The organism is Streptacidiphilus anmyonensis (assembly GCF_000787855.1).
Taxonomy (GTDB): domain Bacteria; phylum Actinomycetota; class Actinomycetes; order Streptomycetales; family Streptomycetaceae; genus Streptacidiphilus; species Streptacidiphilus anmyonensis.
Window position 1 is genome coordinate 53805 of sequence record NZ_BBPQ01000037.1, and the last position, 22563, is coordinate 76367.

A 22563-nucleotide genomic window follows, 5' to 3' on the forward strand; every position below is an offset into this window, starting at 1 on the left:
CCCTTCACCCCGCCGAACACCCCCCAGCAGCCCACACCCCAGCCGGGCACCGCAGGCGCAGAGGTGCCGACCGCCACCACACCCGCAGCGCAGCCGCCCTCCGGCGGCGGCTACCACGCATCCCTCGGCGGCCCTGCCCCCTTCGCCCCGCCAAACACCCCCCAGCGGCCCACACCCCAGCCGGGCACCGCAGGCGCGGACGTACCGACCGCCACCACACCCGCAGCGCAGCCGCCATCCGGCGGCGGCTACCACGCATCCCTCGGCGGCCCCGCCCCCTTCCACACACCGAACGCCGCCCAACCGCCCGCGCCCCAACCCGGCCCGCCGGGCGCGGAGATCCCCACCGTCACCGCACCGCCTCCGGGCGCGGGGTTCATGGCTTCACCGGGTGGCCCCGGGCCCTTCGGGCCGTCCGGCGGCCAGCCGGACGCGGGGGCGCCGACGATGGCCGCGCCCGGGTACCCCTCGCCGAACTTCCAGGTCCCGCCGCAGGGGGGCGGGTATCCGCCGGCCGGGCCGCCGCCGTACCAGCGGCCGGACTTCGGCAGCCCCCAGCCGCCGCCCGCCGCCTACCCGGGCGCCGACGAGGCGCCCAGGCGGCGGATGTCGACCGGCGTGCTGGTCGCGCTCGTCATCGTGGCCGCCGCGCTGCTCGGGGTCGGCGCGGTGTGGGGGCTCGGCCTCGGGCGGTCGAACGGCAGCGCGGGGCCGAAGACCTCGCCCGTCGCGACCGGCGGCGCGAACCCGTCCGGCTCCGCCGGCAGCTCGGCCGCGCCGAGCGGCTCGCCCAGCGACGCGGCGTCCCCCTCCGCCTCCGGGAGTACCGGGGCGGGCGCGCAGGCGCAGGCCCAGGCCGTCGACAGCCTGCTGTCGCAGAGCAGGAGCGTGCGCCAGTCGATCGGGTCGGCCGCCACGGACGTGTCGGGCTGCACCAACCTCGCCGACGCGCAGGGCGCGTTCCAGAGCGCGGCGAACAGCCGCCAGGGCCTGGCGAACCAGGCGACCGCCTTGGACGTCTCGCAGCTGCCGAACGGCGCCGCGCTGATGCAGCAGCTGGCCCAGGCCGAGCAGGACTCGGCGAACGCCGACAACGCGTACGCGACCTACGCGGGCTCGCTGGCCTCCGGCAGCTGCACCCCGAACGCGCCGCTCCCCCAGAGCGTGACGGCCGCCAACACCAGGGCCACCAATGACAAGAACGCCTTCGTGGTGGAATGGGACCAGATCGCCGGACAGTACGGACTGCCTTCGTGGACGAAAAATGACTTCTGACGACTTCGGGCCCCAGCGGACACAGCGCACCAGGACCACCACGCTCGTGCTGGTCCTGGCCGCGCTGGTGCCCCTCTGCTTCGCCGGATGGCTGGGCTGGCAGGCGATAGCCGGCGAGCCGGGCAAGGGAACGGGCAACCGTCCCGCCACCGCGGGCGGTCCCGGCCAGGACGCGGGCGGCTCGACCGCGCCGGGCGCACACGCCTCGGGCACGCCCGGCGGCAGCGCCTCCCCGTCGGCGTCCGCCTCCGGCTCCGGCACGGGCTCCGCCTCCAGCACCGCCGGCAAGCCGCTCGCGGGCAAGGTGATCGTGATCGACCCGGGGCACAACCCGAACAACGTCGACCACCCCAGCGAGATCAACAGCCTGGTCTTCGTCGGCAACAGCAGCAAGGCGTGCGACACCACCGGCGCCTCGACGAACGCCGGCTACCCGGAGGCGCAGTTCACCCTCGACGTGGCGCGCCGGGTCCGCACCCTGTTGGAGTCCGAGGGCGCCAAGGTCGTGTTCACCCAGGACGGGAACACGCCCTGGGGCCCGTGCGTGACCGAGCGCGCGGCGATCGGCAACCGGGCCCACGCGGACGCGGCGATCTCCATCCACGCGGACGGGGCCGGCGCGAGCGACCACGGCTTCCATGTGATCATGCCTCAGACGGTGATCGCCGGCGGCGTGAACAACAGTGCGATCGTCACCCCGTCGCACACCCTGGGCATGGACGTGCGGTCCGCCTTCGCCGCGGCGACCGGCGAGCCGTTCGCCAACTACATCAACGGCGGCGTGGGCTACGACATCCGCAGCGACCTGGGCGGACTGAACCTGTCCACGGTGCCGAAGGTCTTCATCGAGTGCGCCAACATGCGCAACTCCGGCGACGCGGAGCGGCTGACCTCCGCCGCCTGGCGTCAGGAGGCGGCCGAGGGCATCGCAGACGGCCTCAGCCAGTTCGTCCTCCACGAGGGGCACTGATCCGGCTGGTACGGTCACAACCGGTCCCAGCGGTTCCATGCCCTAACGGTCCATGACTCACGAGAGGCTTACGCGGTGAATCTGCGAACCGTCACCCGAGGGGACGCCGCACTGGCGGCTTCGGCGCTGCTGCTCCTCGTCTCCTCTTTCTTCACCTTCTTCCAAGCGGGCGCGGACGCGTGCTCCGGGACGGCCTCCGCCTGCTCCACCAGCGCGTGGAACGCCTCGCTCTTCCCGCTGCTGCCGGCCGTGGTGCTGCTCGGGATCATCGGTCCGGTCCTGGTGCTGCTGGGACGGCTGCTGCCGCAGGAGCCGTCCGCGCTCGGCATCGGCCTGCGCCCCTGGGGCGTGGTGCTGACGGTGGCCTCGGCATGGTCCGCGCTGTGGACGCTGTTCGGCGGTCCGACCGGTGACCTCTTCGGCCACCCGGAGGTCTCCTCCAGCCCGCAGCTCGGCGCGTTCCTGGCCTTCGTGTTCTGCGCGGCGAACGTGGTGCTGGCGGTCGCCGGTCCGGTCCTGCCGTTCCTGGCCGCCCCGCTGCTCCCGCAGTCCGCCGCGCAGGCTCCGCCGTACCCGTACGCGCCGCAGGGCGCGGAGGGTCAGCCGGACTTCCCCGGCTTCGGCACGCCCGCGGGCCAGCAGCAGTCGCACGTCGGCCACTTCCACCCGCAGCCGGTCCAGCAGGCCCACCCGGGGCAGCCGTTCCAGGGGCCGGAGCAGCAGGCGGCGACGCTGCCGCTGTCGGCTCCGGCAGAGCAGGCGACCGCGGGCGCGGCCGCGCCCGCGAAGGAGTCCGCCGACGCCGCGACCGCGCGGCTGGCGCGGCAGACCCCGAGGGACACCCCTCCCGGTGCGGCCTCGACAGTGCGCCTGGGCGCGGGCTCCCCGTCGGCACCGAAGCCCGCCGCCGCACAGAACTCGACCGCACAGAGCTCCGCGGCGCGTGGCCCCGGCGCGCAGGGCTCCGCGGCGGCGGTGGCTGCCGGCGAGCCGGAGACGCCTGCCCCCGCCTTCGCGCCGTTCTGGTTCGCCGTCCCGGCCGCGCGGCCGCTCGCGCCCGAGAACGACCCCAAGGGAGCGCCGGTCGGCGAGCTCGTGCCGGGCACCTGGTACCTCGCCATCGCCCAGCGCGGCGAGGCGCTGCTCGCGCGCACGCAGGAGGGCAAGAGCGGCCTGCTGGTCGACACCACCGGCATCCAGCGCGGCTGAGCGACAGTCCGGCGCGGCCGTGCGCAAGGCCGTCCTCGGCGGCCTCCGGGTGTTGTCCCTTTCGGACCCCCTCGCTAGCCTGACACACCGTCAGCTCAGCGAGGGGGTTCCGTCATGCGGCTCGGTCTGGTCCTCGGCTACTGGGGCGCCGCCCCGACCCCGGGCTTCGTCGAACTCGCCCAGGAGGCCGAGCGGCTCGGCTTCGACTCGGTGTGGACCGCCGAGTCCTGGGGCTCGGACGTGTTCACGCCGCTGACCTGGATCGCCGCGCAGACGAGCAGGATCCGCCTCGGCACCGGCATCGCCCAGATGGCCGCCCGCACCCCGACCGCCACCGCCATGCACGCCATGACGCTCGACCACCTCAGCGGCGGACGCCTGCTGCTGGGCCTCGGCCTCTCCGGGCCGCAGGTGGTGGAGGGCTGGTACGGGCGCCCGTTCCCACGCTCGCCACTGACGGCCGTGCGCGAGTACGTGGACGTCATCCGGCAGACCCTGCGCCGCGAGAAGCCGGTCGCGCTGGACGGCCGCTACCACCCGCTGCCCTACCCCGGCCCGGACGGCACGGGCCTGGGAAAGCCGCTCAAGCCGATCGTCCACCCGCTGCGCCCGGACATCCCGATCCTGCTGGGCGCCGAGGGGCCGAAGAACATCGCGCAGACCACCCGGATCGCCGACGGCTGGCTGCCGCTCTACTTCTCCCCCGAACGCTGGCGCGAGGTCTACGCGGAGCCGCTGGCCGACGCCGCTCCGGGCTTCATGGTCGCCCCCCTCGTCCACGCCCGCGTCTGCGCGGACGTGGACGAGGGGCTCGCGCCGGTCCGGGCCATGCTCGGCTTCTACGTCGGCGGCATGGGCGCGCAAGCGCGCAACTTCCACGCGGACCTGATGGCCAGGATGGGCTACGCGTCCGAGGCGCGTCGGATCCAGGAGCTGTTCCTGGCGGGCCGCCGCGAGGAGGCCGTCGCGGCGGTCCCGGCGGCGTTCGCCGACGAGATCAGCCTGGTCGGCCCGCGCGAACGCATCGCCGACCGCCTGGCGGCGTGGCGGGCGACCCCCGTCACCGACCTGCTGGTCACCTCCCGCGACCCGGAGACGCTGAGGACGCTGGCCGAGCTGGTCCTGTGAAATCCACCGGCCTCTGACGCCGACTCAGGAGAGGGTCAGACCCGCGCGCCAGAGCTCCAGCACACGCTCCTCGCCGAACCGCTCCGGCCCGTCCTCCCCCTGCGGCAGACGGCCGTTGAGCCACAGCATCACGTCCCGCGCGCTGCCGCGCACCGCGCCGTCCGCCTTGGCGTGACCGTACTCCAGGGTGAACGCCTCGGCGGTGCGCCGCAGTTGCCACTCGCCCGGCACGTCGGTGCAGTGCAGGTGCAGGCTGTCCCCCTCGCCCGCGAGGCCCGAACGGCCCGCGAAGGCACGGGCGTCGAGGTCCGACGCGTTGGTCAGCAACTCGTCGACGTTGTCGGCCGCCAGCACGGCGTCGGCCTCCGGCCGTACGCCGACGGCCAGTTCGGCGTCGATCCGGTGCACCAGCGACTCGTGCGCGATCCGGCGCGCCCACCAGCGCGTCCCCCCGCCGTGGGCCCAACCCCACACCGCGAGGTCCGGCCCGGCCTCCCGCAGCGTCGCGACGGACCGCTCGGCGCCGGCGAGCAGCCACTCCGCCTCTCCCCCTTCGGGCATCTCCCGATCCGGCACCTCCCGGAACGGCACCCGCTCGGTCGCCTTGCGGGCGACGATCTCCCCGATCCACCGGTACACCATCCCGGTGTGGAAGAGCAGGTCCCGCAACGCCCAGTCCGGGCAACTCGGCACCGCCGCCCCCATGTCCGCGCCCGCCGCGAGCTCAGCGGCCCGGCGCGCGTGGTCGGCGGCGTGGTCGAGGTACTGCTCGTGTGTAAGCCACTCCATAGCCATACCTCGGGACGCTAGCAGCCGCCGCAACCACGCCGACGCGCGAGAACGCACGCCCGGGCGGCCATTCCCCTCTCACCCGCGGACGCGCAGTCCGGGCGTCGTCCGCCACGGCCGCCACGGTCCGACGCTGCCCCGTGCCCCCGCACCGCGGCTGACGAACCGCGGTTACCGCACCACGGCGCAGCACTCCTCGGTCAGGCCCGACGGGAGTTCCTCGCCGCCGAAGACGGAGACCGTCGCCTCGTCGCCGCCCAGTGCCGCCACGGCGAGCAGCAGCGCGCCGGCCGTCCAGGTGGTGCGCTCCTCGGGCCAGATCGCGTCGTCCTCGAAGACGTAGCCCGTCCAGTAGCCGCCGTCGGTGTGGCGGAGGTGCTGGACGGACTTGAGGATCTCCACCGCGCGGGTGGACTCGCCGATCGCCCACAACGCCAGGGCCAGCTCGGCGCTTTCGCCGCCGGTGACCCAGGGGCGGTCGGAGACGCAGCGGACGCCGAGGCCGGGGACGACGAAGCGGTCCCAGTCGCGCTCGATGCGCTCCTTCGCGGCGGCGCCGCGCAGCGCGGTGCCGAGGACCGGGTAGTACCAGTCCATGGAGTAGCGGTCCTTGTCGAGGAAGCGCTCCGGGTGGTGGGCCACCGCGTGGCCGAGGCGGCCGGCGGCCAGCTCCCAGTCGGGCTGGGGCTCCTCCAGGTGCTCGGCGACGGCCAGGGCGCAGCGCAGCGCGTGGTGGATGCTGGAGCAGCCGGTCAGCAGGGCCTCGTCGGGGGCGGAGCCGTCCTCCTCGCGACGCCAGGAGACGGTGCCGTCGGCGCGGCCGAGCGCCAGCACGAAGGACACGGCCCGGACGACGGTGGGCCAGATCTCCTCCAGGAACGCGTCGTCGCCGGTGGAGAGGTAGTGGTGCCAGGCCCCGACCGCGACGTAGGCGCAGAAGTTGGACTCGCGGTTCAGCTCGCTCGCCACGCCCTCGCGGTAGGCGGCATACCAGGAGCCGTCCGGGTTCTGACTGTCCATCAGCCAGCGGTAGGCGGCCTCCGCGGCCGCGTGCTCGCCGGCCACGTCGAGGGCCATGGCGGCCTCGACGTGGTCCCAGGGGTCGAGGTGGCCGCCGGTGAACCACGGGATCGCGCCGTCGGCGCGCTGCTCGACGAGGATGCTGCGGACGGTCGCGGCGGCCTGCTCGGCGGTGAGCACGCCGTCCAGCGTCAGCGTCCTCACTCGCCCGCCTCGAACGCGGAGCCCTCGGACGCGGCGCCATCGAACGACGTGGCCTCGCCGCTGCGCGGCTTGGTCGCGTAGGCGACGAAGCTCTTGCCGATCACGGGGTTGAGCGCCTTCTCGGTCAGCCGGGTGAGCTTGCCGATGACGGGCGCGCCGACGATGTCCCAGACCAGCAGCTGGTGGTAGGCGCGCACGGGCAGCGCCTTGTCGTTGTCGACGCCGACCGCGCACTTGATCCACCAGTAGGGCGAGTGCAGCGCGTGGGCGTGGTGGGTGCCGTGCGGAACGAGGCCGGCCCCGCTCATCTTCTCCAGCAGCTCGTCGCCGCGGTAGATGCGGATGTGGCCGCCCTCCACCTCGTGGTACGCGTCCGAGAGCGCCCAGCAGATCTGCTCGGGCAGCCACCGCGGGACGGTGATGGCGATCGAGCCGCCGGGCCTGAGGACGCGGACCATCTCCGCGAGCACGCCCTTGTCGTCCGGGATGTGCTCCATCACCTCGGAGATGATGATCTTGTCGAAACTGTCGTCCGGGAAGGGCAGGTTGAGCGCGTCGCCCTCGACCGCGATCGCGGAGGCGCCGGCCGGGGCCTCGCCCTCCAGCTCCATCGCGGCGAACCACTTGCGCACCTCGCGGATCTCGTCCGCGTTCTGGTCCAGGGCGACCACGCGGCCACCGCGCCGGTACACCTCGAAGGCGTGGCGTCCGCCGCCGCAGCCGAGGTCGAGCACCCGGTCGCCCGGGGCGATCGGAAAGCGGGAGAAGTCGACGGTCAGCACGGCCGGGGGCTCCTAACGATGACGGGCTCGAAGAGAAAGGAGGTGGTTGGCAGGTCGGACGAAGCAGGGCCGGAGGGAGCGCGGGCCGAACGGAGCGCGGTCAGATGTAGCGCCAGCCGCGGCCCGCGCGGGCGGGCTGCCCGACGCCGGTGGCGATCGCCTCGCGGTAGCGCTCGACGGTGAGTTCGGCGGCGCGACGCCAGGTGAAGCGCTCCAGCACCCGGGCCCGGCCCGCCGCGCCGATGCGGGCGCGCAGTCCGGGCTCGTCCAGCAGCCGCCCGAGGGCGGCGGCCAGCGCTCCGGGGTCGCCGGGCGGGACGGCCAGGCAGGTCTCCCCGTCCGGGCCGGCGACCTCGGGGATCGCGCCGCCGGTCGTGGCGACCAGCGGGGTGCCGGTGGCCATCGCCTCGGCGGCCGGCAGCGAGAAGCCCTCGTAGAGCGAGGGCACGCAGGCGACCTCGGCGCTGCGCACCAGGTCGACGAAGGCGGCGTCGTCGATGCCGCCGCGGAACTCGACGGCGTCCTCCAGGCCGAGCCGCCGGATCGCCTCCGCGACCGGCCCGTCCTCGGGCCGCCTGCCGACCACGACCAGGTGCGCGTCGCGCTCGGTACGGACCTTAGCGAGCGCCTCGACCAGGAACACCAGGCCCTTGAGCGGCACGTTGGCGCTGGAGGTGGTGACGATCCGGCCCGGCACCTCGGCGACGGACGGGTCCGGCGACCACAGCTCCACGTCCGCGCCGATCGGCACGACGTGGACCCGGCCGGGCGCGACGTCGAGGTGCTCGGTGATCTCCCGGGCGGAGCTCTCGGAGACGGTCAGCACCGAGTCGAGCCGCGCGGCCACGCGGCGCTGCATGCGCGTGAACGCGTACCAGCGGCGCACGGAGAGCTTCTTGAGACGGCCTTCGGCGGCGTCCAGGTCCAGCTGCCGGTCCACGGTGATCGGGTGGTGGATCGTGGTGACCAGAGGGAAGCCGATCCGGTCCAGGCCGAGCAGGCCGTAGCCGAGGGTCTGGTTGTCGTGCACCACATCGTACCGGCCGCGATGCAGGGCCAGGTGGCGGCGGGCGCGGAGGCTGAAGGTCAGCGGCTCGGGGAAGCCGCCGGTGCGCATGATCGCCGTCTCCAGCACGTCGACCGGCCCGCGGTACTCCGACAGGCCGGGCGTCCGGAACGGGTCCGGGTCGCGGTAGAGGTCGAGGCTGGCGATCTCGGTGAAGGCGAGCCTGCCCGGCCCTTCCGGGTCGACGGCGTGGTGGTCGAGGACGGGGTACGGCTGGCCGCCGAGCACGCGCACGTCGTGCCCGAGCCGGGCGAGTTCGCGCGACAGGTGTCTGACGTAGACGCCCTGCCCACCGCAGAACGGGTTGCCCTTGTACGAGAGCAGCGCGATACGCAGAGGCGCGTCGTCGTGGCTCACGGTCAACTCGACCCCTCTCCTGGGTCCCTTGCTGGTCTCCCGATGCACGCCCGGTCGTCCCGGGCACGTCCCGGGCCTCCCGGGGCAATCCCGGCCAGGGTAATCTAGAACACGTTCCAGCGTGGCGGCAGCGAGAGAGCTTGAAGATTACCGGTCCGTAGCTTGACCAAATGGGGCGGGGCAGGTGATTCGCGCCACGCCCGTGCGGTACGCCATGATGCGTGGGGTCCAGATGCGTGGGGTCCAGAGGTAGGCACGTAGGAGCGCCCGATGACGACCAGCCCGCGGCCGACGGCGCCGCCGCTCACCGAGCGGCAGGAGGCGCGACGCCGCCGCATCCTGCACACCGCCGCGCAACTGGCTTCGCGCGGCGGCTTCGAGGCGGTCCAGATGCGCGAGGTCGCCGAGCTGGCGGGCGTGGCCCTGGGCACCCTGTACCGGTACTTCCCGTCCAAGGTGCATCTGCTGGTCGCGACGATGCAGGACCAGCTCCAGCTCTTCCAGGAGCAGACCCGCAAGCATCCCGTCGAGGGCGACGACCCGGGCGCGCGGGTGGCCGACACGCTGATGCGGACCTTCCGTGGGCTTCAGCGCGAGCCGCAGCTCGCCGAGGCGATGGTCCGCGCCCTGACCTTCGCCGACCGCTCGGTGAGCGCCGAGGTGGACCAGGTGAGCCGGATCACCGGGCAGTTGATCCTCGACGCGATGGGGCTGACGGAGCCGCCGACCCGCGAGCAGCTCGCGGCGGTGCGGGTCATCGAGCACACCTGGCACTCGGCGCTGGTCACCTGGCTGAGCGGACGCGCCTCCATCGCGCAGGTCCGGATCGACCTCGAGACGGCCTGCAAGCTGCTGACCCTCTAGCTGCACTCACCTCAGGGGCGCGGGGCGCGGGGCGCGAGGCCCTGCTCGATCACTGCGTGCGCGAGCAACCGCCCTGTGCGGATGGTCCTGCGTTCGGGGCTCGACCTGCGCGGCTGGCTTCTCGTGCACGCAGGTCGAGCGGCACCCCGCGCCCCTTCGAGGTGCAACCGACTAATCCGGGAAAACCGGCTCCCCCGTCTCCGCCATCTGGATCAGGATCGCCTCGACCGGGCAGGTCTCCGCCGCCGCGAGAACCACCTCGGACGCGTCGATCTCCTCGTCCACCGGATGCGACTGCCGTGCCGAGTCCAACCGGAAGGCGTCGGGCGCGCTGTTCGCGCAGAAGCCGCTGCTGATGCAGACGCCCCGGTCGACCTCCACCCGCCAGCGGTCGCCCATCTCACTCACCGTCCGACGGGACGGGGTAGCCCTGGGGGAGGTTGATGGTCTTGTCCTCCAGGAAGCCGGCCAGGCCCTCGGGGCCGAACTCGCGGCCCAGGCCGGAGTTCTTGAACCCGCCGAACGGCCCGTTGAAGTCGAGGCTGAAGCTGTTGACCGAGAAGGTGCCGGTGCGCACCTGCCGGGCGATCTCCACGCCGTGCGCGGCGTCGCCCGCCCACACGCTGCCCGACAGGCCGTACTCGGAGTCGTTGGCGATGCGGATCGCGTCCGCCTCGTCGTCGTAGGGCAGCAGGCAGACCACGGGACCGAAGATCTCCTCGCGCGCGACGCGCATCCGGTTGTCGACGGATCCGAGGAGAGTCGGTTCGACGTACCAGCCGCGCGGTTGCGACGCGGGCACGCCGCCGCCGGTGAGGACCTTCGCGCCCTCCTCCTGGCCAATGCGGATGTAGTCGAGGTTGCGCTGCTGCTGGCGCCTGGCGACCAGCGGGCCGACCTGGGTGGCGGCGTCCAGCGGATCGCCGACGACGAGGCCGCCCACGGCGGCGGCCATCTTGTCGGCGATCTCGTCGTAGCGCGAACGCGGCGCGAGCACGCGGGTCAGCGCGACGCAGGCCTGACCGTTGTTCATGTAGGAGGAGCCCATGAGGTTGGCGACGGCCGCGTCGAGGTCGGCGTCGGGCAGCAGGATCGCGGCGGACTTGCCGCCGAGCTCCAGCGTGACGCGGGTGAGGTTGCGGGAGGCGACCTCCATGATGCGCTTGCCGGCCGGGACGGAGCCGGTGAAGGAGATCTTGTCGATGCCGGAGTGGCCCACCAGGTACTCGCTGACCTCGCGGTCGGCCGGGAGGATGCTGAGCACGCCCTCGGGCAGCCCGGCCTCGGTGGCGATCTCGGCGAGGATGTAGGAGTCGAGGGGCGTCTCCGGCGAGGGCTTGAGCACGACGGAGCAGCCGGCCAGCAGCGCGGGCGCGAGCTTCGCGGCGGCGACGAACTGCGGGACGTTCCACGGCACCACCGCCGCGACGACGCCGACCGGCTCACGGCGGACCAGCAGCGGGCTGAGGACGCCGCTGCGGTACTCCTCGTAGCGGAAGTTCCGCGCGATCGTGATGGCCGAGTCCCAGATCATGACGGGCCCGAAGGCCTGGGCGAGGATGCTCCACGAGTAGGGGGAGCCGTTCTCGGAGCTGATGACGCGGGCGATCTCGTCCGCGCGGGCCCCGATGCCGTCCTTGATCCGGGCGCAGACCTCGATCCGCTCCTCGATGGTCATCCGCGGCCACGGGCCCTCGTCGAATGCCGTGCGCGCGGCGGCGACGGCACGGTCCACGTCCTCACGCGAGGCGTGCGGCACGCGTCCGATGACCTCCTCGGTGTGCGGGGAGATCACCTCGATCACCTCGGCGCCGGCCGGTGCCACGAGCGATCCGCCGATGTAGAGCTCGCCGTACTCGGTCACGCCGTTCACGCCGTCGACCATCGGTCTCTCCCCTCCCGATCCGCGTCATCCTGAGAACTGATACCAGTTCTAGTTATAGGCGGCAATGGTCTTGCAGTACGCTGCCCCGATAGGTGCACACTGCACAGAACGCGTGACAGAACGCGTTGCAGTTCCGAGGAGGCCGCCCGTGCCCGTTCTGGAGACGCAGCCGGATCCGCAGGAGGAGCAGCCCGATCGGAAGGCGTGGCGCGAACGCGTGCTCCCGCCCGTGCAGAACCTGGGCGGCGGGGTGTGGAGCATCCCCGTGCCGATCCCCGACAACCCCCTGCGCTACACGCTCGTCCACCTGCTGGAGAGCGACCTCGGGCCGGTCCTGGTGGACACCGGCTGGGACGACCCGAGCGGACGCGAGCTGCTGCGCGCGGGCATCGCCGAGGCGGGCTTCGCGCTGGAGGACGTCCACGGCGTCCTGATCACCCATCACCACCCCGACCACCACGGCCTTTCCGCACACGTGCAGGCGAGTTCGGGCGCGTGGGTCGGCATGCACGCGGCCGAGGCCGCGGTGGTGCGGGCGGTCCGGGACATCCCCGCGGAGAAGTGGATCGACCGCATGGCCCGCTCGATGCGCGCGGCCGGCCTCCCCGAGGAGCACCTCGCGGCGCTCCGCTCCTGGGGCGACGACTCCGAGTCCGGCCCCGCGACGCTCGGCGCGGTCGTCCCCGACCGCGAACTCGTCCACGGCGAGAGCGCCGGCGTCCCCGGCCGCGAGCTGCGCGTCATGTGGACTCCCGGCCACACCCCGGGCCACGTCTGCCTCTTCCTCGACGAGAAGCCCCGGACCCGCCTGCTGAGCGGCGACCACCTGCTGCCGACGATCACCCCCGTCGTCTCCCTGTATCCGGAGAACCCACAGGACGAGCCGACCGATCCGCTCGGCGACTTCCTCGACTCCCTGGAGCGGATCGCCGCGCTCGGCCCGCAGGAGATCCTGCCCGCGCACCAGTACCGCTTCACGGACGCACCGGGACGCGTGCGGGAACTGCTGGACCACCACGCTGCCCGGCTCGCCGACCTGCACAGCCAGCTGCGCGGCAGACCCATGACGCTGTGGGAGGCCGCCCAGGGCATGCACTGGAACCGGCCCTGGTCCGAACTCGGCTTCCTCGCCCGCCACCTCGCGGTCTCCGAGGCGGCGGCGCATCTGCGCCGGCTCGTGAAGACCGGCCTGGCGGAGGCCGTCACAGATGAGGAGCCCGTGCGGTACCACGCACGTTGACTCGCACCACCTCGTGCGTAGACGACCGGCGATACACGTTAGGGTGATGTGTACCGTTGATCATCGAAGGGGCATTTCGTCATGCTTTCCGCCGTTCGTCGACCCGCCACGCAGGTGGCCGCTGTGGCGCTCTGCGCGTCCGCTCTGCTGGGCGTCACCGCACCCGCGTTCGCCGACGCGCCCAACTCGCCCGCGACGTCCACGGTCGCGCTCCCGAACATGGTGGTGGGGCAGGACAACAGCGGCTCGAGCTCCTCGCCCGCCCCGAACGCCACCCCGGCCTCCAAGAACGGCAGCACCGTGGCGATGGTCTCCGGTTTCGTCGCCCTGCTGGTCGCGGGCGTCGGCGGCGGCCTCTTCATCACCTGGACCCGCTCCCGCCGCGCCGGGCGCTCCTGACCGTCAGAGGAAGTCCGAGGTCTCCAACGCGAACCCGAACGGCTCGGGCAGCGGCAGCGACTCCCCGAGCGCGACCGTCGCCCCGTGCAGGTAGTCACCGTCTGACGGCCCGCTGTACACCAGCACCTGCCCTTCGGAGCGGTCGACGATCAGATACAGCGGGATGCCTGCTCGCGCGTAGCAGTGCCGCTTGACCGTCCGGTCGTCGGAGGGCCGCGAACTCGTCACCTCGACCACCATCGCGACGCCGTCACTCGGCATCCAGGAGGGCGCTCCGCGAAAGAGACGCAACTCTCGTGGGGCGAAAGTGATGTCTGGGATCACGTGGTTCTTGGGACTGCCCCCAGCAGGCATCTTGAGGCCCTTGTTGCCCGAAGCGTCCATGGGGACCTTGGACGTGGTCAGCACCGCGCGAATGATGGTGCTGATGCAGTCCTCATGGTCTCCGTCCGGGGTGGGAGACACGACGATCTTCCCTTCGACGAGCTCGGCCTTGAAACCCGCCGGGGTCTCCAGGGCAAGGAAGCTCTCCAGGAGGTCGGACTCCGCAGGCATCGCCTCTTGCGTCATAGCACTCATGGTGCACCCCCTCCGCGTGCAGAACCAGCTTCACCGAGCGTCGGCGAGGCACGCCAGGGAGTCAGGAAGTCTTCACCCGAACGAGTCGGCTCACAGCTGCGCGTCGAGGATCCGGGCCCACTGGCGGACGATCCGCTCGCGCCGGTCGCTGTCGTCGCTGAGGACGTCGGCGAGGCCGAGGCCGCGGGCCATGTCGAGGGTGGCCTGGACGGTCTCCCGGACGCCGGGGTGGGATTCGTCCGCGCCGAGGAGGGTGACGGCCGTCCGGTGGGTCTCGCGGCCGATGCGGGACTCCAGTTCCAGGACCCGCGGGCGCAACTGGTCGTCGGTGCTGACGGCGACCCACAGTTGCAGGGCCGCGCGGAACAGCGGGGTGGTGTAGAGGCCGACGAGCATGCGGACGACGGCCTCGTTGCGGCGTGGGCCGGAGGCCGGGAGGGCGGCGGCGCGGGCGTCGAGTTCCGCGCGGCGCTGGACGGAGACGTGTTCGACGGCGGCGGTGAAGAGGTCCTCGCGGGTCGGGAAGTGGTGCTGGGCGGCGCCCCGGGAGACGCCCGCCCGTTCCGCGACGACGGCGACCGTGCTGCCGGTCCACCCCAGCTCGGCCAGGCAGTCGACGGCCGCCTCGAGGAGCCGCTGGCGGGTGGCCCTGCTGCGGTCCTGCTTGGGGGCGCGCGCGGAGGCGGCGGTTGCTGTCGACACGGTGTCTCCTTTCCGTGAGGAACTCTACGTCGCCTCCGCTTCGGCCTGCGGATTCGTCCGCCGAGGTGGGCGTCAGTACGACTTCGGCAGCCCGAGGGTGTGCTGGGCGACGAAATTGAGGATCATCTCGCGGCTGACCGGCGCGATGCGCCCGACCCGGACGCCCGCGATGAGCGAGGCGAGCCCGTACTCGGACGCCAGGCCGTTGCCGCCGAGCGTCTGCACCGCCTGGTCGACGGCCCGCACGGCGGCCTCGGCCGCGGCGTACTTGGCCATGTTCGCCGCCTCGCCGGCGCCGAAGTCGTCGCCCGCGTCGTAGAGGAACGCGGCCTTCTGCGTCATCAGCCGGGCCAGTTCCAGCTCGATGCGGACCTGCGCCAGGGGGTGCGCGATGCCCTGGTGCGCGCCGATCGGGTCCTTCCAGACGGTGCGCTGCTTGGCGTAGTCGACGGCCCGGTCGAGCGCGAGGCGGGCCATCCCGGTCGAGTACGCCGCGGCCATGATGCGCTCGGGGTTGAGGCCCGCGAACAGTTGGAGCAGGCCCGCGTCCTCGTCGCCGACCAGGGCGTCGGCGGGCAGCCGCACGTCGTCCAGGAAGAGCTGGAACTGCCGCTCGGGCAGGTGCAGTTCCATCTCGATCGGCTTGTACGCGAACCCGGGGGTCTCCCTCGGCACGATGAACAGCGCGGGCTTGAGCTTGCCCGTCTTCGCGTCCTCGGTGCGGCCCACGACGAGGGTGGCGTCGGCGGCGTCCACGCCGGAGATGAACACCTTCTGGCCGCTGAGCAGCCAGTCCGAGCCGTCGCGGCGGGCGGTGGTGGTGATCCGGTGCGAGTTGGAGCCGGCGTCGGGCTCGGTGATGCCGAAGGCCATGCGGCGGGTGCCGTCGGCGAACCCGGGCAGCCACTCCTGCTTCTGCGCGTCCGTGCCGAAGCGCGCCAGGATGCTGCCGCAGATCGCCGGGGTGACCACCAGCATCAGCAGCGGGCAGCCGGCCGTGCCGAGCTCCTCCAGGACGATGGCGAGCTCCTGGATGCCGGCCCCGCCGCCCCCGTAGGCCTCGGGCAGGTTGACGCCGAGAAAGCCCAGCTTGCCCGCCTCGCGCCACAGTTCGTCCGCCGGGCGGTGCTCCTTGCCGCAGGCGATCAGGTAGTCGAGGCCGTAGCGACTGCCCAGCGCCCGCACGGCGGTGCGCAGATCGCGGCGTTCCTCGGATTCGACGAAGGTGCTCTCGTACGTCGCGGTCATGACTGCGGGGTCCCCTCCTGCTGCGACTCACGGTCCACGGATTCGCCGATGACGGCGAGGAGCGCGCCGGTGTCGACCTGCTGGCCGACGGCCGCGCGAAGTTCGGTGACCACGCCTGCCGTCGGCGCGGTGATGCGGTGCTGCATCTTCATGGCCTCCAGCCACAGCAGCGGCTGACCGGCCGTCACCACATCGCCCACGGCGGCCTCGACACGGACGACCGTGCCCGGCATGGGCGCCAGCAGCGACCCGGCGGCCGTCTCCCGCTCCGGTTCGGGGAAGCGCGGCAGCACCGTCAACGCGACCGCGCCCAGCGGCGAGTCGACGTGGACGAGCGGGGCGCCCCCGCCGGCGGCGTACCGGGCGAGACCGAACGCCCGCTGTACTCCGTCCACTTCGAGCACGACACGGTCCGGCGCGCAGGAGACGAGCGCGACGTCGGGGTGGGTCTCGGCGCGCAGGCCGTCGCGGGTGAGGCGGTAGCGGACTTCGTGTTCGACGCCGTCGTGGGCGTACCGCTTGACCTGCGGGTGCGTCGGCACGTTGCGCCAACCGCCGGCGATCGGGCCCCGGTTGGCGGCGGCATCGCCGAGGGCCGCGGCCAGCGCGGCGAGCGCGACGTCGTCCTTGTCGGGCGCGCCCGCGCCGGGGTGCCGGGTCAGGAACGCGGTGTCGACGCGTCCGGCGAGGAACTCGGGGTGGCGCAGCACCTGGACGAGCAGGTCGCGGTTGGTGGTCAGGCCGTGGATGCGGGCCCGCTCCAGCGCGCCCGCGAGGCGACGGGCGGCCTCGGCGCGGGTGGGCGCCCAGGCGATGACCTTGGCCAGCATGGCGTCGTAGTGGACCCCGACCTCGCTGCCGCTCTCGACGCCCGCGTCGAGGCGCAGTCCGGCCCGCTCCCCCGCGCGCGGCGGGGCGAACCCCGCGGTGACGCCGGGGAGGTCGAGGCGCTCGACGACGCCGGTCTGCGGCTGCCAGTCGCGTGCCGGGTCCTCCGCGTAGAGGCGGACCTCGATCGCGTGCCCGTGCGGCGCGGGCGGCTCGTCGCCGGGCAGCGATCCGCCTTCGGCGACGAGGAGTTGGAGCGCGACGAGGTCGAGTCCGGTGACGCACTCGGTGACGGGGTGCTCGACCTGGAGGCGGGTGTTCATCTCCAGGAAGAAGAACCGCCCGTCGGGCGCGAGCAGGAACTCGGCCGTCCCGGCGCCGACGTAGCCGATCGCGCGGGCCGCCGCGCGGGCGGCCTCGTGCAGGCGGGCGCGGGTGTCGTCGGCGAGCAGCGGCGCGGGGGCCTCCTCGACGACCTTCTGATGCCGCCGCTGGACCGAGCAGTCGCGTTCGCCGACCGCCCAGACGGTGCCGTCGCCGTCGGCGAGCAGCTGCACCTCGACGTGGCGGCCGGTCTCGACGTAGGGCTCGACGAAGACCTCGTCGCTGCCGAAGGCGGCCAGCGCCTCCTGTCGTGCCGCCGCCAACTCACCCTCAAGCTGTTCGAGTTCGCGCACGACGCGCATGCCTCGGCCGCCGCCGCCGGCGGCGGCCTTCACCAGCAGCGGCAGGTCCTCGTGGGTCGGCTCGCCCGCGACGGTGAGCACCGGCACGCCCGCCTCGGCCATCAGCTCCTTCGCGCGCGTCTTCACGCCCATCGCGGCGATGGCGCTCGGCGGCGGGCCGATCCAGGTCAGCCCGGCGTCGAGCACGGCCTGCGCGAACTCGGCGTTCTCGGAGAGGAATCCGTAGCCCGGGTGGACCGCGTCCGCGCCGGCCGCGCGGGCGGCGGCGATGACCAGGTCGCCGCGCAGGTAGGTGTCGGCGGGGGCCGCTCCCGGCAGGCGCACGGCGGCGTCGGCCTCCCGCACGAACGGCGCGTCCGCGTCCGGGTCGGAGAACACGGCGACGGTGGCGACGCCGAGTTCGCGGCAGGTGCGGAAGATCCTCCGGGCGATCTCGCCGCGGTTGGCCACCAGCACGGATCCGATCACGGTCTTGGCTCCAAGGTCAGTGGTCATCAGGGTCAGCGGTCATCAGGGTCAGCGGCCATCAAGGGCAGTGGTCATCGCGGGTCACATCCGGAAGACGCCGTAGCCGCGCGCGCCCTCGACCGGTGCGGAGTGGATCGCGGAGAGGGACAGGCCCAGCACGGTCCGGGTGTCGCGCGGGTCGATCACGCCGTCGTCGTAGAGGCGGCCGGAGAGGAACATCGGCAGCGACTCCGCCTCGATCTGCTGCTCCACCATGGCCCGCAGACCGGCGTCCGCCTCCTCGTCGTAGGCCTGGCCGCGGGCCTGCGCGGAGGCGCGCGCGACGATCGAGAGCACGCCGGCGAGCTGCTGCGGGCCCATGACCGCCGACTTGGCACTGGGCCAGGCGAAGAGGAAGCGCGGGTCGTAGGCCCGCCCGCACATCCCGTAGTGCCCGGCGCCGTAGGACGCGCCGACGAGCAGCGACAGGTGCGGGACCTTGGAGTTGGAGACCGCGTTGATCATCATCGCGCCGTGCTTGATGATGCCGCCCTGCTCGTACTCCTTGCCCACCATGTAGCCGGTGGTGTTGTGCACGAAGAGCAGCGGGATGTCGCGCTGGTTGGCCCACTGGATGAACTGCGTGGCCTTCTGCGCCTCCTGGCTGAACAGCACGCCCTGCGCGTTGGCGAGGATGCCGACCGGGTAGCCGTGGATCCGGGCCCAGCCCGTCACCAGGCTCGGCCCGTAGAGCGGCTTGACCTCGTCGAACTCCGAGCCGTCCACGACCCGGGCGATGACCTCGCGCGGGTCGAAGGGCTGCCGCAGGTCGGCGGGGACGACGCCGAGGAGCTCCTCCTCGGCGTACTTCGGCGGCTCGACCGGGCCGGGCGCGGGGCCGGGGCCCTGCTTGCGCCATTCCAGGCGGGCCACGATGCGGCGCGCGCGGTGGATCGCGTCGACCTCGTCGGCGGCGAAGTGGTCGGCGAGGCCGGAGACGCGGGCGTGCATCCGCGCGCCGCCCAGCGACTCGTCGTCGCTCTCCTCGCCGGTGGCCATCTTGACCAGCGGCGGTCCGCCGAGGAACACCTTGGACCGCTCGTCGATCATGACGACGTGGTCGGACATGCCGGGCACGTACGCGCCGCCGGCGGTGGAGTTGCCGAAGACGACGGCGACGGTGGGGATGCCAGCGGCGGAGAGCCGGGTCAGGTCGCGGAACATGGCGCCGCCGGGGATGAAGATCTCCTTCTGGCTGGGCAGGTCCGCACCGCCCGACTCGACCAGGCTGACCAGCGGCAGCCGGTTCTCCAGCGCGATCTGGTGGCAGCGCAGCGCCTTCTTCAGCGTCCACGGGTTGCTCGCGCCGCCGCGCACCGTCGGGTCGTTCGCCGAGATCAGGCACTCCGTGCCGGAGATCCGGCCGATGCCGGTCACCAGGCCCGCGCCGACCGGGTACTCGCTGCCCCAGGCCGCGAGGGTGGACAGCTCCAGGAACGGCGTGTCCGGGTCGATCAGCAGCTCGATCCGCTCGCGCGCCGGCAGCTTGCCGCGGGCGCGGTGGCGGTCCACGTACTTGGGGCCGCCGCCCGCGACCGCCTTGGCGTACTCGGCGTCCAGCTCCGCCAGCTTGGCCAGCATCGCCTCGCGCCGCTCGGCGAACTCCGCGCCGCGCGGATCGACGTCGGTGGAAAGGACGGTCACAGGCCCTCCTCGCTGTTCAACAGGGTCTCCGGGGTCAACAGGCGCTCCGGGATGTCGAGACGACGGGAGCGCAGCCACTCCCCGAGCGCCTTGGCCTGCGGATCGAAGCGCGCCCGGGAGGCGACGCCGTCGCCGAGGATGCCCTCGACGGTGAAGTTGAGCGCGCGCAGGTTCGGCAGCACGGTCCGGGTGACGGTCAACTCGGCGGTCTCGGGGAGGAGTTCCTTCAGGCGCGGGACGGTGAGGATGTGCGCGAGCCAGCGCCAGCCGTCCTCGGAGCGGGCCCAGACGCCGATGTTGGCACTGCCGCCCTTGTCGCCGCTGCGCGCGCCGACGACCGCGCCGAGCGGCGCGCGGCGGACCGGTCCGGCGGCGTCGGGCCCGAGCGGCTGCGGGAGTTCGGGGTCCGGCACCGGCTCCAGCGGTCGGCTCGCGGGCGCGGGCGGGATCTCGGCGCGACTCCCGTCCGGCAGCACGGCGGTGTGCGGCACCTCGGCGGGGTCGGCGGTCAGCGCCTCGAAGATGCCGTACGGGCTGGGCTTCTGCGGCAGCCCGGCGACGTGGAAGCCGGGGTAGCCGGCGAGCGCGGTCTCCACGGGGACGGTCGCGGTGGCGCGCTGGACCAGCTTCGGGTCCTGGTCGCGCACGACGAGGCGCAGCAGGGCGCTCGCCTCCTCCTCGGCGGCGGCGTCGGCGTGGTCGGTGCGGGCGAGGGTCCAGTGGAGCTCGGCGGGTTGCTTCTGCCCGAGCTCGGCGGCGAGCTGATTCTTCGTCAACTCGGCTTTGGCCTCGAGGTCCAGGCCGGTGAGGACGAACACGGTCTCACCGAGCCAGCCGCCGAGCCGGTTCACGCCCACCTTGAGCGTCGGCGGCGGGGCCTCGCCCCGCACCCCGCCGCCGATCCGGACGCGGTCCGGGCCGTCGGGCGTGAGGCGGACGGTGTCGAGGCGGGTGGTGACGTCGGGTCCGGCATAGCGTGCAGGCCCGGTCTCGTACAGGAGTTGGGCGGTGACGGTCTCCACGGTGACGGCGCCGCCGGTGCCGTCGTGCTTGGTGACCACCGCGCTGCCGTCGGCGTGGATCTCGGCGAGCGGGAAGCCGGGGCGCAGCCGCGCCGCGGCCGGGATCTCGTGGAAGAAGGAGTAGTTGCCGCCCGTCGCCTGCGTTCCGCATTCCAGCACGTGGCCGACGGCGACGGCCCCGGCCAGCCGGTCCCAGTCGTCCCGCGCCCACCCGAAGTGCGCGGCGGCCGCGCCGCTGACCAGCGCGGCGTCGGTGACGCGCCCGGTGACGACCAGGTCCGCCCCGGCGTCCAGACAGGCGCTGATCCCCCACCCGCCGAGGTACGCGTTGGCCGCGAGCACCCCCGCCCGCGTCGCCTTGACGGCGGCGAGCACGTCGTCGCCCTCGACATGCGCGATCCGCGCCTGCCCGAGCCCGAGCGTCGCGGCGAGCTCCCGCAGCCTCTCCGCCAGCCCGGCGGGGTTGAGTCCGCCCGCGTTGACGACGATCCGCACCCCCCGGTCGAGCGCGAGCCCGAGGCACTCCTCCATCTGCCGCAGGAACGTCTTGGCGTATCCGAGTCCGGGGTCGCCCATCCGGTCCCGGCCGAGGATCAGCATGGTCAGCTCGGCGAGATAGTCCCCTGTGAGCACGTCCAACGGCCCACCGGTCAGCATCTCCCGCACGGCGTCGAACCGGTCCCCGTAGAACCCGGACGCGTTCCCGACCCGCAGGATCGTTGCGGACACCTCTGCCCCTTCCGACCAACCCACCCGACGCGATGCGCCCAGCGTGGCAGGGGGAACAGAAACAATCAAGCATGCTTGCTTGATTTTATGACCGAAGGAAGGGCGCGACCTCCGGCCGCGCCCCTCCCGCCCGCCACAGAGGGAGTCAGAGCCGCTGAACGATCGTCCCCGTCGCCAGCGCGCCGCCCGCGCACATCGTGACGAGGGCGAACTCCTTGCCGCTGCGCTCCAGTTCGTGCAGGGCGGTGGTGATCAGGCGGGCGCCCGTCGAACCGACCGGGTGGCCGAGGGCGATGGCACCGCCGTTGACGTTGACCTTGTCCATGTCGGCCTTCATCACCTGCGCCCAGGAGAGCACCACCGAGGCGAACGCCTCGTTGATCTCGACGATGTCGATGTCCTTCAGCGACATCCCGGCCTTGCCCAGCACCGCCCGCGTCGCGTCGATCGGGCCGTCGAGGTGGTAGTGCGGATCGGAGCCCACCAGCGCCTGGGCGACGATGCGGGCGCGCGGGGTGAGCCCGAGGGCCCGCGCGGCGCGGCGGGAGGCCCACATGACGGCAGCGGCGCCGTCGGAGATCTGCGAGGAGTTGCCGGCGGTGTGGACCGCCGTCGGCATCACCGGCTTCAGGCCGGCCAGCGCGTCGGCGGAGGTGTCGCGCAGGCCCTCGTCGCGGTCGAAGAGACGCCACATGCCCTGGCCCGCGTGCTGCTCCGCCTCCGTGGTCGGCACCTGCACGGCGTAGGTCTCGCGCTTGAACCGCTCCTCCGCCCACGCCTGCTGGGCGCGCTGCTGGGAGAGCAGGCCGAGGTGGTCCACCTCCGCACGGGTCAGCCCGCGGCGGCGGGCGATCCGCTCGGCCGCCTCGAACTGGTTGGGCAGGTCGACGTTCCACTCCTCCGGGAACGGACGGCCGTGCCCTCCGGCCGAGCCCGCGCCCAGCGGGACGCGCGACATGGACTCCACGCCGCAGGCCACGCCCACGTCGATCGCGCCCGCCGCGACCATGTTGTGGACCATGTGGTTGGCCTGCTGCGAGGATCCGCACTGGCAGTCGACGGTGGTGGCCGGGACCTCGTAGGGCAGGCCCATCGCCAGCCACGCGTTGCGCGCGGGGTTCATGGACTGCTCGCCGGCGTGGGTCACCGTGCCGCTGACGATCTGCTCCACGACGTCCGGCTGGACGGCCGTGCGGGCCAGCAGCTCGCGGAAGGTCTCGCCGAGCAGGTAGGCGGGATGCAGGTTGGCCAGCGCGCCGCCCCGCTTGCCGATGGGGGTGCGCACTGCCTCGACGATGACGGGCTCAGCGGCCATGAGCGGTCCCTCCCGAGTGGCCCAGAACTGATACTCGTTCTAGTTCTGCGGACCTTTGTATGCGTCCGCAGACCCCCCGCGCAAGGCCCTTGCATCCACTAGAACGTGTTACTAC

20 protein-coding genes are annotated in these 22563 nt (G+C 73.0%); 7 read left to right on the top strand and 13 right to left on the bottom strand.

What is annotated here, in order from left to right:
* The 4 genes from TR50_RS26680 to TR50_RS26700 all read left to right on the top strand — a co-directional run.
* Positions 1-1275, top strand: a 1275-nt coding sequence (locus TR50_RS26680; protein ID WP_160311191.1) for a hypothetical protein, incomplete at its 5' end; no start/stop codon positions are given.
* A complete protein-coding gene (locus TR50_RS26685; RefSeq protein WP_042427196.1) occupies positions 1265-2245 on the top strand; it encodes an N-acetylmuramoyl-L-alanine amidase in 981 nt (326 codons plus the stop codon). The genes TR50_RS26680 and TR50_RS26685, both read left to right, overlap by 11 nt.
* Positions 2246-2320: 75 nt before the next feature.
* On the top strand, positions 2321-3454 hold the full coding sequence (locus TR50_RS42965; RefSeq protein ID WP_052441342.1) for a hypothetical protein: 1134 nt from the start codon (positions 2321-2323) through the stop codon (positions 3452-3454).
* Between the two features lie 114 nt (positions 3455-3568).
* Entirely contained in the window at positions 3569-4582 is a 1014-nt protein-coding gene (locus tag TR50_RS26700; protein WP_042427199.1) for an LLM class F420-dependent oxidoreductase, read from the top strand.
* A gap of 24 nt (positions 4583-4606) precedes the next feature.
* On the opposite strand, the gene TR50_RS26705 is transcribed toward TR50_RS26700, so the two are convergent.
* The 4 genes from TR50_RS26705 to TR50_RS26720 form a co-directional block, all read right to left on the bottom strand.
* Positions 4607-5377, bottom strand: a complete 771-nt coding sequence (locus tag TR50_RS26705; RefSeq protein WP_042427202.1) for a maleylpyruvate isomerase family mycothiol-dependent enzyme — start codon at positions 5375-5377, stop codon at positions 4607-4609.
* Positions 5378-5542: 165 nt separating this feature from the next.
* Positions 5543-6595, bottom strand: a complete 1053-nt coding sequence (locus tag TR50_RS26710; RefSeq protein ID WP_052441344.1) for a prenyltransferase — start codon at positions 6593-6595, stop codon at positions 5543-5545.
* The gene (locus TR50_RS26715; protein WP_042427208.1) at positions 6592-7377 is read right to left on the bottom strand and encodes a class I SAM-dependent methyltransferase; all 786 of its coding nucleotides are present in this window, start codon (positions 7375-7377) and stop codon (positions 6592-6594) included. The genes TR50_RS26710 and TR50_RS26715 overlap by 4 nt, the downstream gene beginning before the upstream one ends.
* Positions 7378-7477: 100 nt before the next feature.
* Entirely contained in the window at positions 7478-8806 is a 1329-nt protein-coding gene (locus TR50_RS26720; protein ID WP_236654600.1) for a glycosyltransferase family 4 protein, read from the bottom strand.
* A gap of 264 nt (positions 8807-9070) precedes the next feature.
* On the opposite strand from TR50_RS26720, the gene TR50_RS26725 reads away from it, so the two are divergent.
* On the top strand, positions 9071-9664 hold the full coding sequence (locus TR50_RS26725; RefSeq protein ID WP_042427214.1) for a TetR family transcriptional regulator: 594 nt from the start codon (positions 9071-9073) through the stop codon (positions 9662-9664).
* Positions 9665-9835: 171 nt separating this feature from the next.
* On the opposite strand, the gene TR50_RS26730 is transcribed toward TR50_RS26725, so the two are convergent.
* Together TR50_RS26730 and TR50_RS26735 are read right to left on the bottom strand one after the other, a co-directional pair.
* A complete protein-coding gene (locus TR50_RS26730; protein WP_042427218.1) occupies positions 9836-10063 on the bottom strand; it encodes a ferredoxin in 228 nt (75 codons plus the stop codon).
* A gap of 1 nt (position 10064) precedes the next feature.
* Positions 10065-11549 carry an aldehyde dehydrogenase gene (locus TR50_RS26735; RefSeq protein ID WP_042427221.1) on the bottom strand — a complete coding sequence of 495 codons (1485 nt, stop codon included), beginning with the start codon at positions 11547-11549 and terminating at the stop codon, positions 10065-10067.
* 217 nt (positions 11550-11766) lie between these two features.
* Between TR50_RS26735 and TR50_RS26740 the strand changes: the two genes are divergently transcribed.
* Both TR50_RS26740 and TR50_RS26745 read left to right on the top strand, forming a co-directional pair.
* Entirely contained in the window at positions 11767-12789 is a 1023-nt protein-coding gene (locus TR50_RS26740) for an MBL fold metallo-hydrolase (protein WP_042427294.1), read from the top strand.
* 81 nt (positions 12790-12870) lie between these two features.
* Positions 12871-13188, top strand: a complete 318-nt coding sequence (locus TR50_RS26745) for a hypothetical protein (RefSeq protein ID WP_152648654.1) — start codon at positions 12871-12873, stop codon at positions 13186-13188.
* A gap of 3 nt (positions 13189-13191) precedes the next feature.
* On the opposite strand, the gene TR50_RS26750 is transcribed toward TR50_RS26745, so the two are convergent.
* From TR50_RS26750 to TR50_RS26780, 7 genes are all read right to left on the bottom strand, one after another.
* Entirely contained in the window at positions 13192-13767 is a 576-nt protein-coding gene (locus tag TR50_RS26750; RefSeq protein ID WP_042427226.1) for a Uma2 family endonuclease, read from the bottom strand.
* A 90-nt stretch (positions 13768-13857) separates the two neighbouring features.
* Positions 13858-14469 carry a TetR/AcrR family transcriptional regulator gene (locus TR50_RS26755; protein ID WP_042427228.1) on the bottom strand — a complete coding sequence of 204 codons (612 nt, stop codon included), beginning with the start codon at positions 14467-14469 and terminating at the stop codon, positions 13858-13860.
* Positions 14470-14541: 72 nt separating this feature from the next.
* Positions 14542-15717, bottom strand: coding sequence for an acyl-CoA dehydrogenase family protein (locus TR50_RS26760; protein ID WP_042427231.1), 1176 nt, complete (start codon positions 15715-15717; stop codon positions 14542-14544).
* Complete coding sequence (locus TR50_RS26765; RefSeq protein ID WP_042427234.1) at positions 15714-17726, bottom strand: acetyl/propionyl/methylcrotonyl-CoA carboxylase subunit alpha; 2013 nt, start codon at positions 17724-17726, stop codon at positions 15714-15716. Before TR50_RS26765 ends, TR50_RS26760 begins: the two co-directional genes overlap by 4 nt.
* 54 nt (positions 17727-17780) lie before the next feature.
* On the bottom strand, positions 17781-19382 hold the full coding sequence (locus TR50_RS26770; protein ID WP_042427236.1) for an acyl-CoA carboxylase subunit beta: 1602 nt from the start codon (positions 19380-19382) through the stop codon (positions 17781-17783).
* Positions 19379-21133: an acyclic terpene utilization AtuA family protein gene (locus TR50_RS26775; protein ID WP_042427241.1), complete on the bottom strand. Its 1755-nt coding sequence runs from the start codon at positions 21131-21133 to the stop codon at positions 19379-19381. Before TR50_RS26775 ends, TR50_RS26770 begins: the two co-directional genes overlap by 4 nt.
* A gap of 145 nt (positions 21134-21278) precedes the next feature.
* The gene (locus TR50_RS26780) at positions 21279-22448 is read right to left on the bottom strand and encodes a steroid 3-ketoacyl-CoA thiolase (RefSeq protein ID WP_042427245.1); all 1170 of its coding nucleotides are present in this window, start codon (positions 22446-22448) and stop codon (positions 21279-21281) included.
* Positions 22449-22563: the final 115 nt, after the last annotated feature.

Coding starts and splice junctions, on each gene's coding strand:
- TR50_RS26750 (WP_042427226.1), bottom strand. CDS start 13,767: ATGAGTGCTATGACGCAAGAGGCGATGCCTGCGGAGTCCGACCTCCTG.
- TR50_RS26705 (WP_042427202.1), bottom strand. CDS start 5,377: ATGGCTATGGAGTGGCTTACACACGAGCAGTACCTCGACCACGCCGCC.
- TR50_RS26730 (WP_042427218.1), bottom strand. CDS start 10,063: ATGGGCGACCGCTGGCGGGTGGAGGTCGACCGGGGCGTCTGCATCAGC.
- TR50_RS26735 (WP_042427221.1), bottom strand. CDS start 11,549: ATGGTCGACGGCGTGAACGGCGTGACCGAGTACGGCGAGCTCTACATC.
- TR50_RS26745 (WP_152648654.1), top strand. CDS start 12,871: ATGCTTTCCGCCGTTCGTCGACCCGCCACGCAGGTGGCCGCTGTGGCG.
- TR50_RS26700 (WP_042427199.1), top strand. CDS start 3,569: ATGCGGCTCGGTCTGGTCCTCGGCTACTGGGGCGCCGCCCCGACCCCG.
- TR50_RS26685 (WP_042427196.1), top strand. CDS start 1,265: ATGACTTCTGACGACTTCGGGCCCCAGCGGACACAGCGCACCAGGACC.
- TR50_RS26780 (WP_042427245.1), bottom strand. CDS start 22,448: ATGGCCGCTGAGCCCGTCATCGTCGAGGCAGTGCGCACCCCCATCGGC.
- TR50_RS26760 (WP_042427231.1), bottom strand. CDS start 15,717: ATGACCGCGACGTACGAGAGCACCTTCGTCGAATCCGAGGAACGCCGC.
- TR50_RS26725 (WP_042427214.1), top strand. CDS start 9,071: ATGACGACCAGCCCGCGGCCGACGGCGCCGCCGCTCACCGAGCGGCAG.
- TR50_RS26765 (WP_042427234.1), bottom strand. CDS start 17,726: ATGACCACTGACCTTGGAGCCAAGACCGTGATCGGATCCGTGCTGGTG.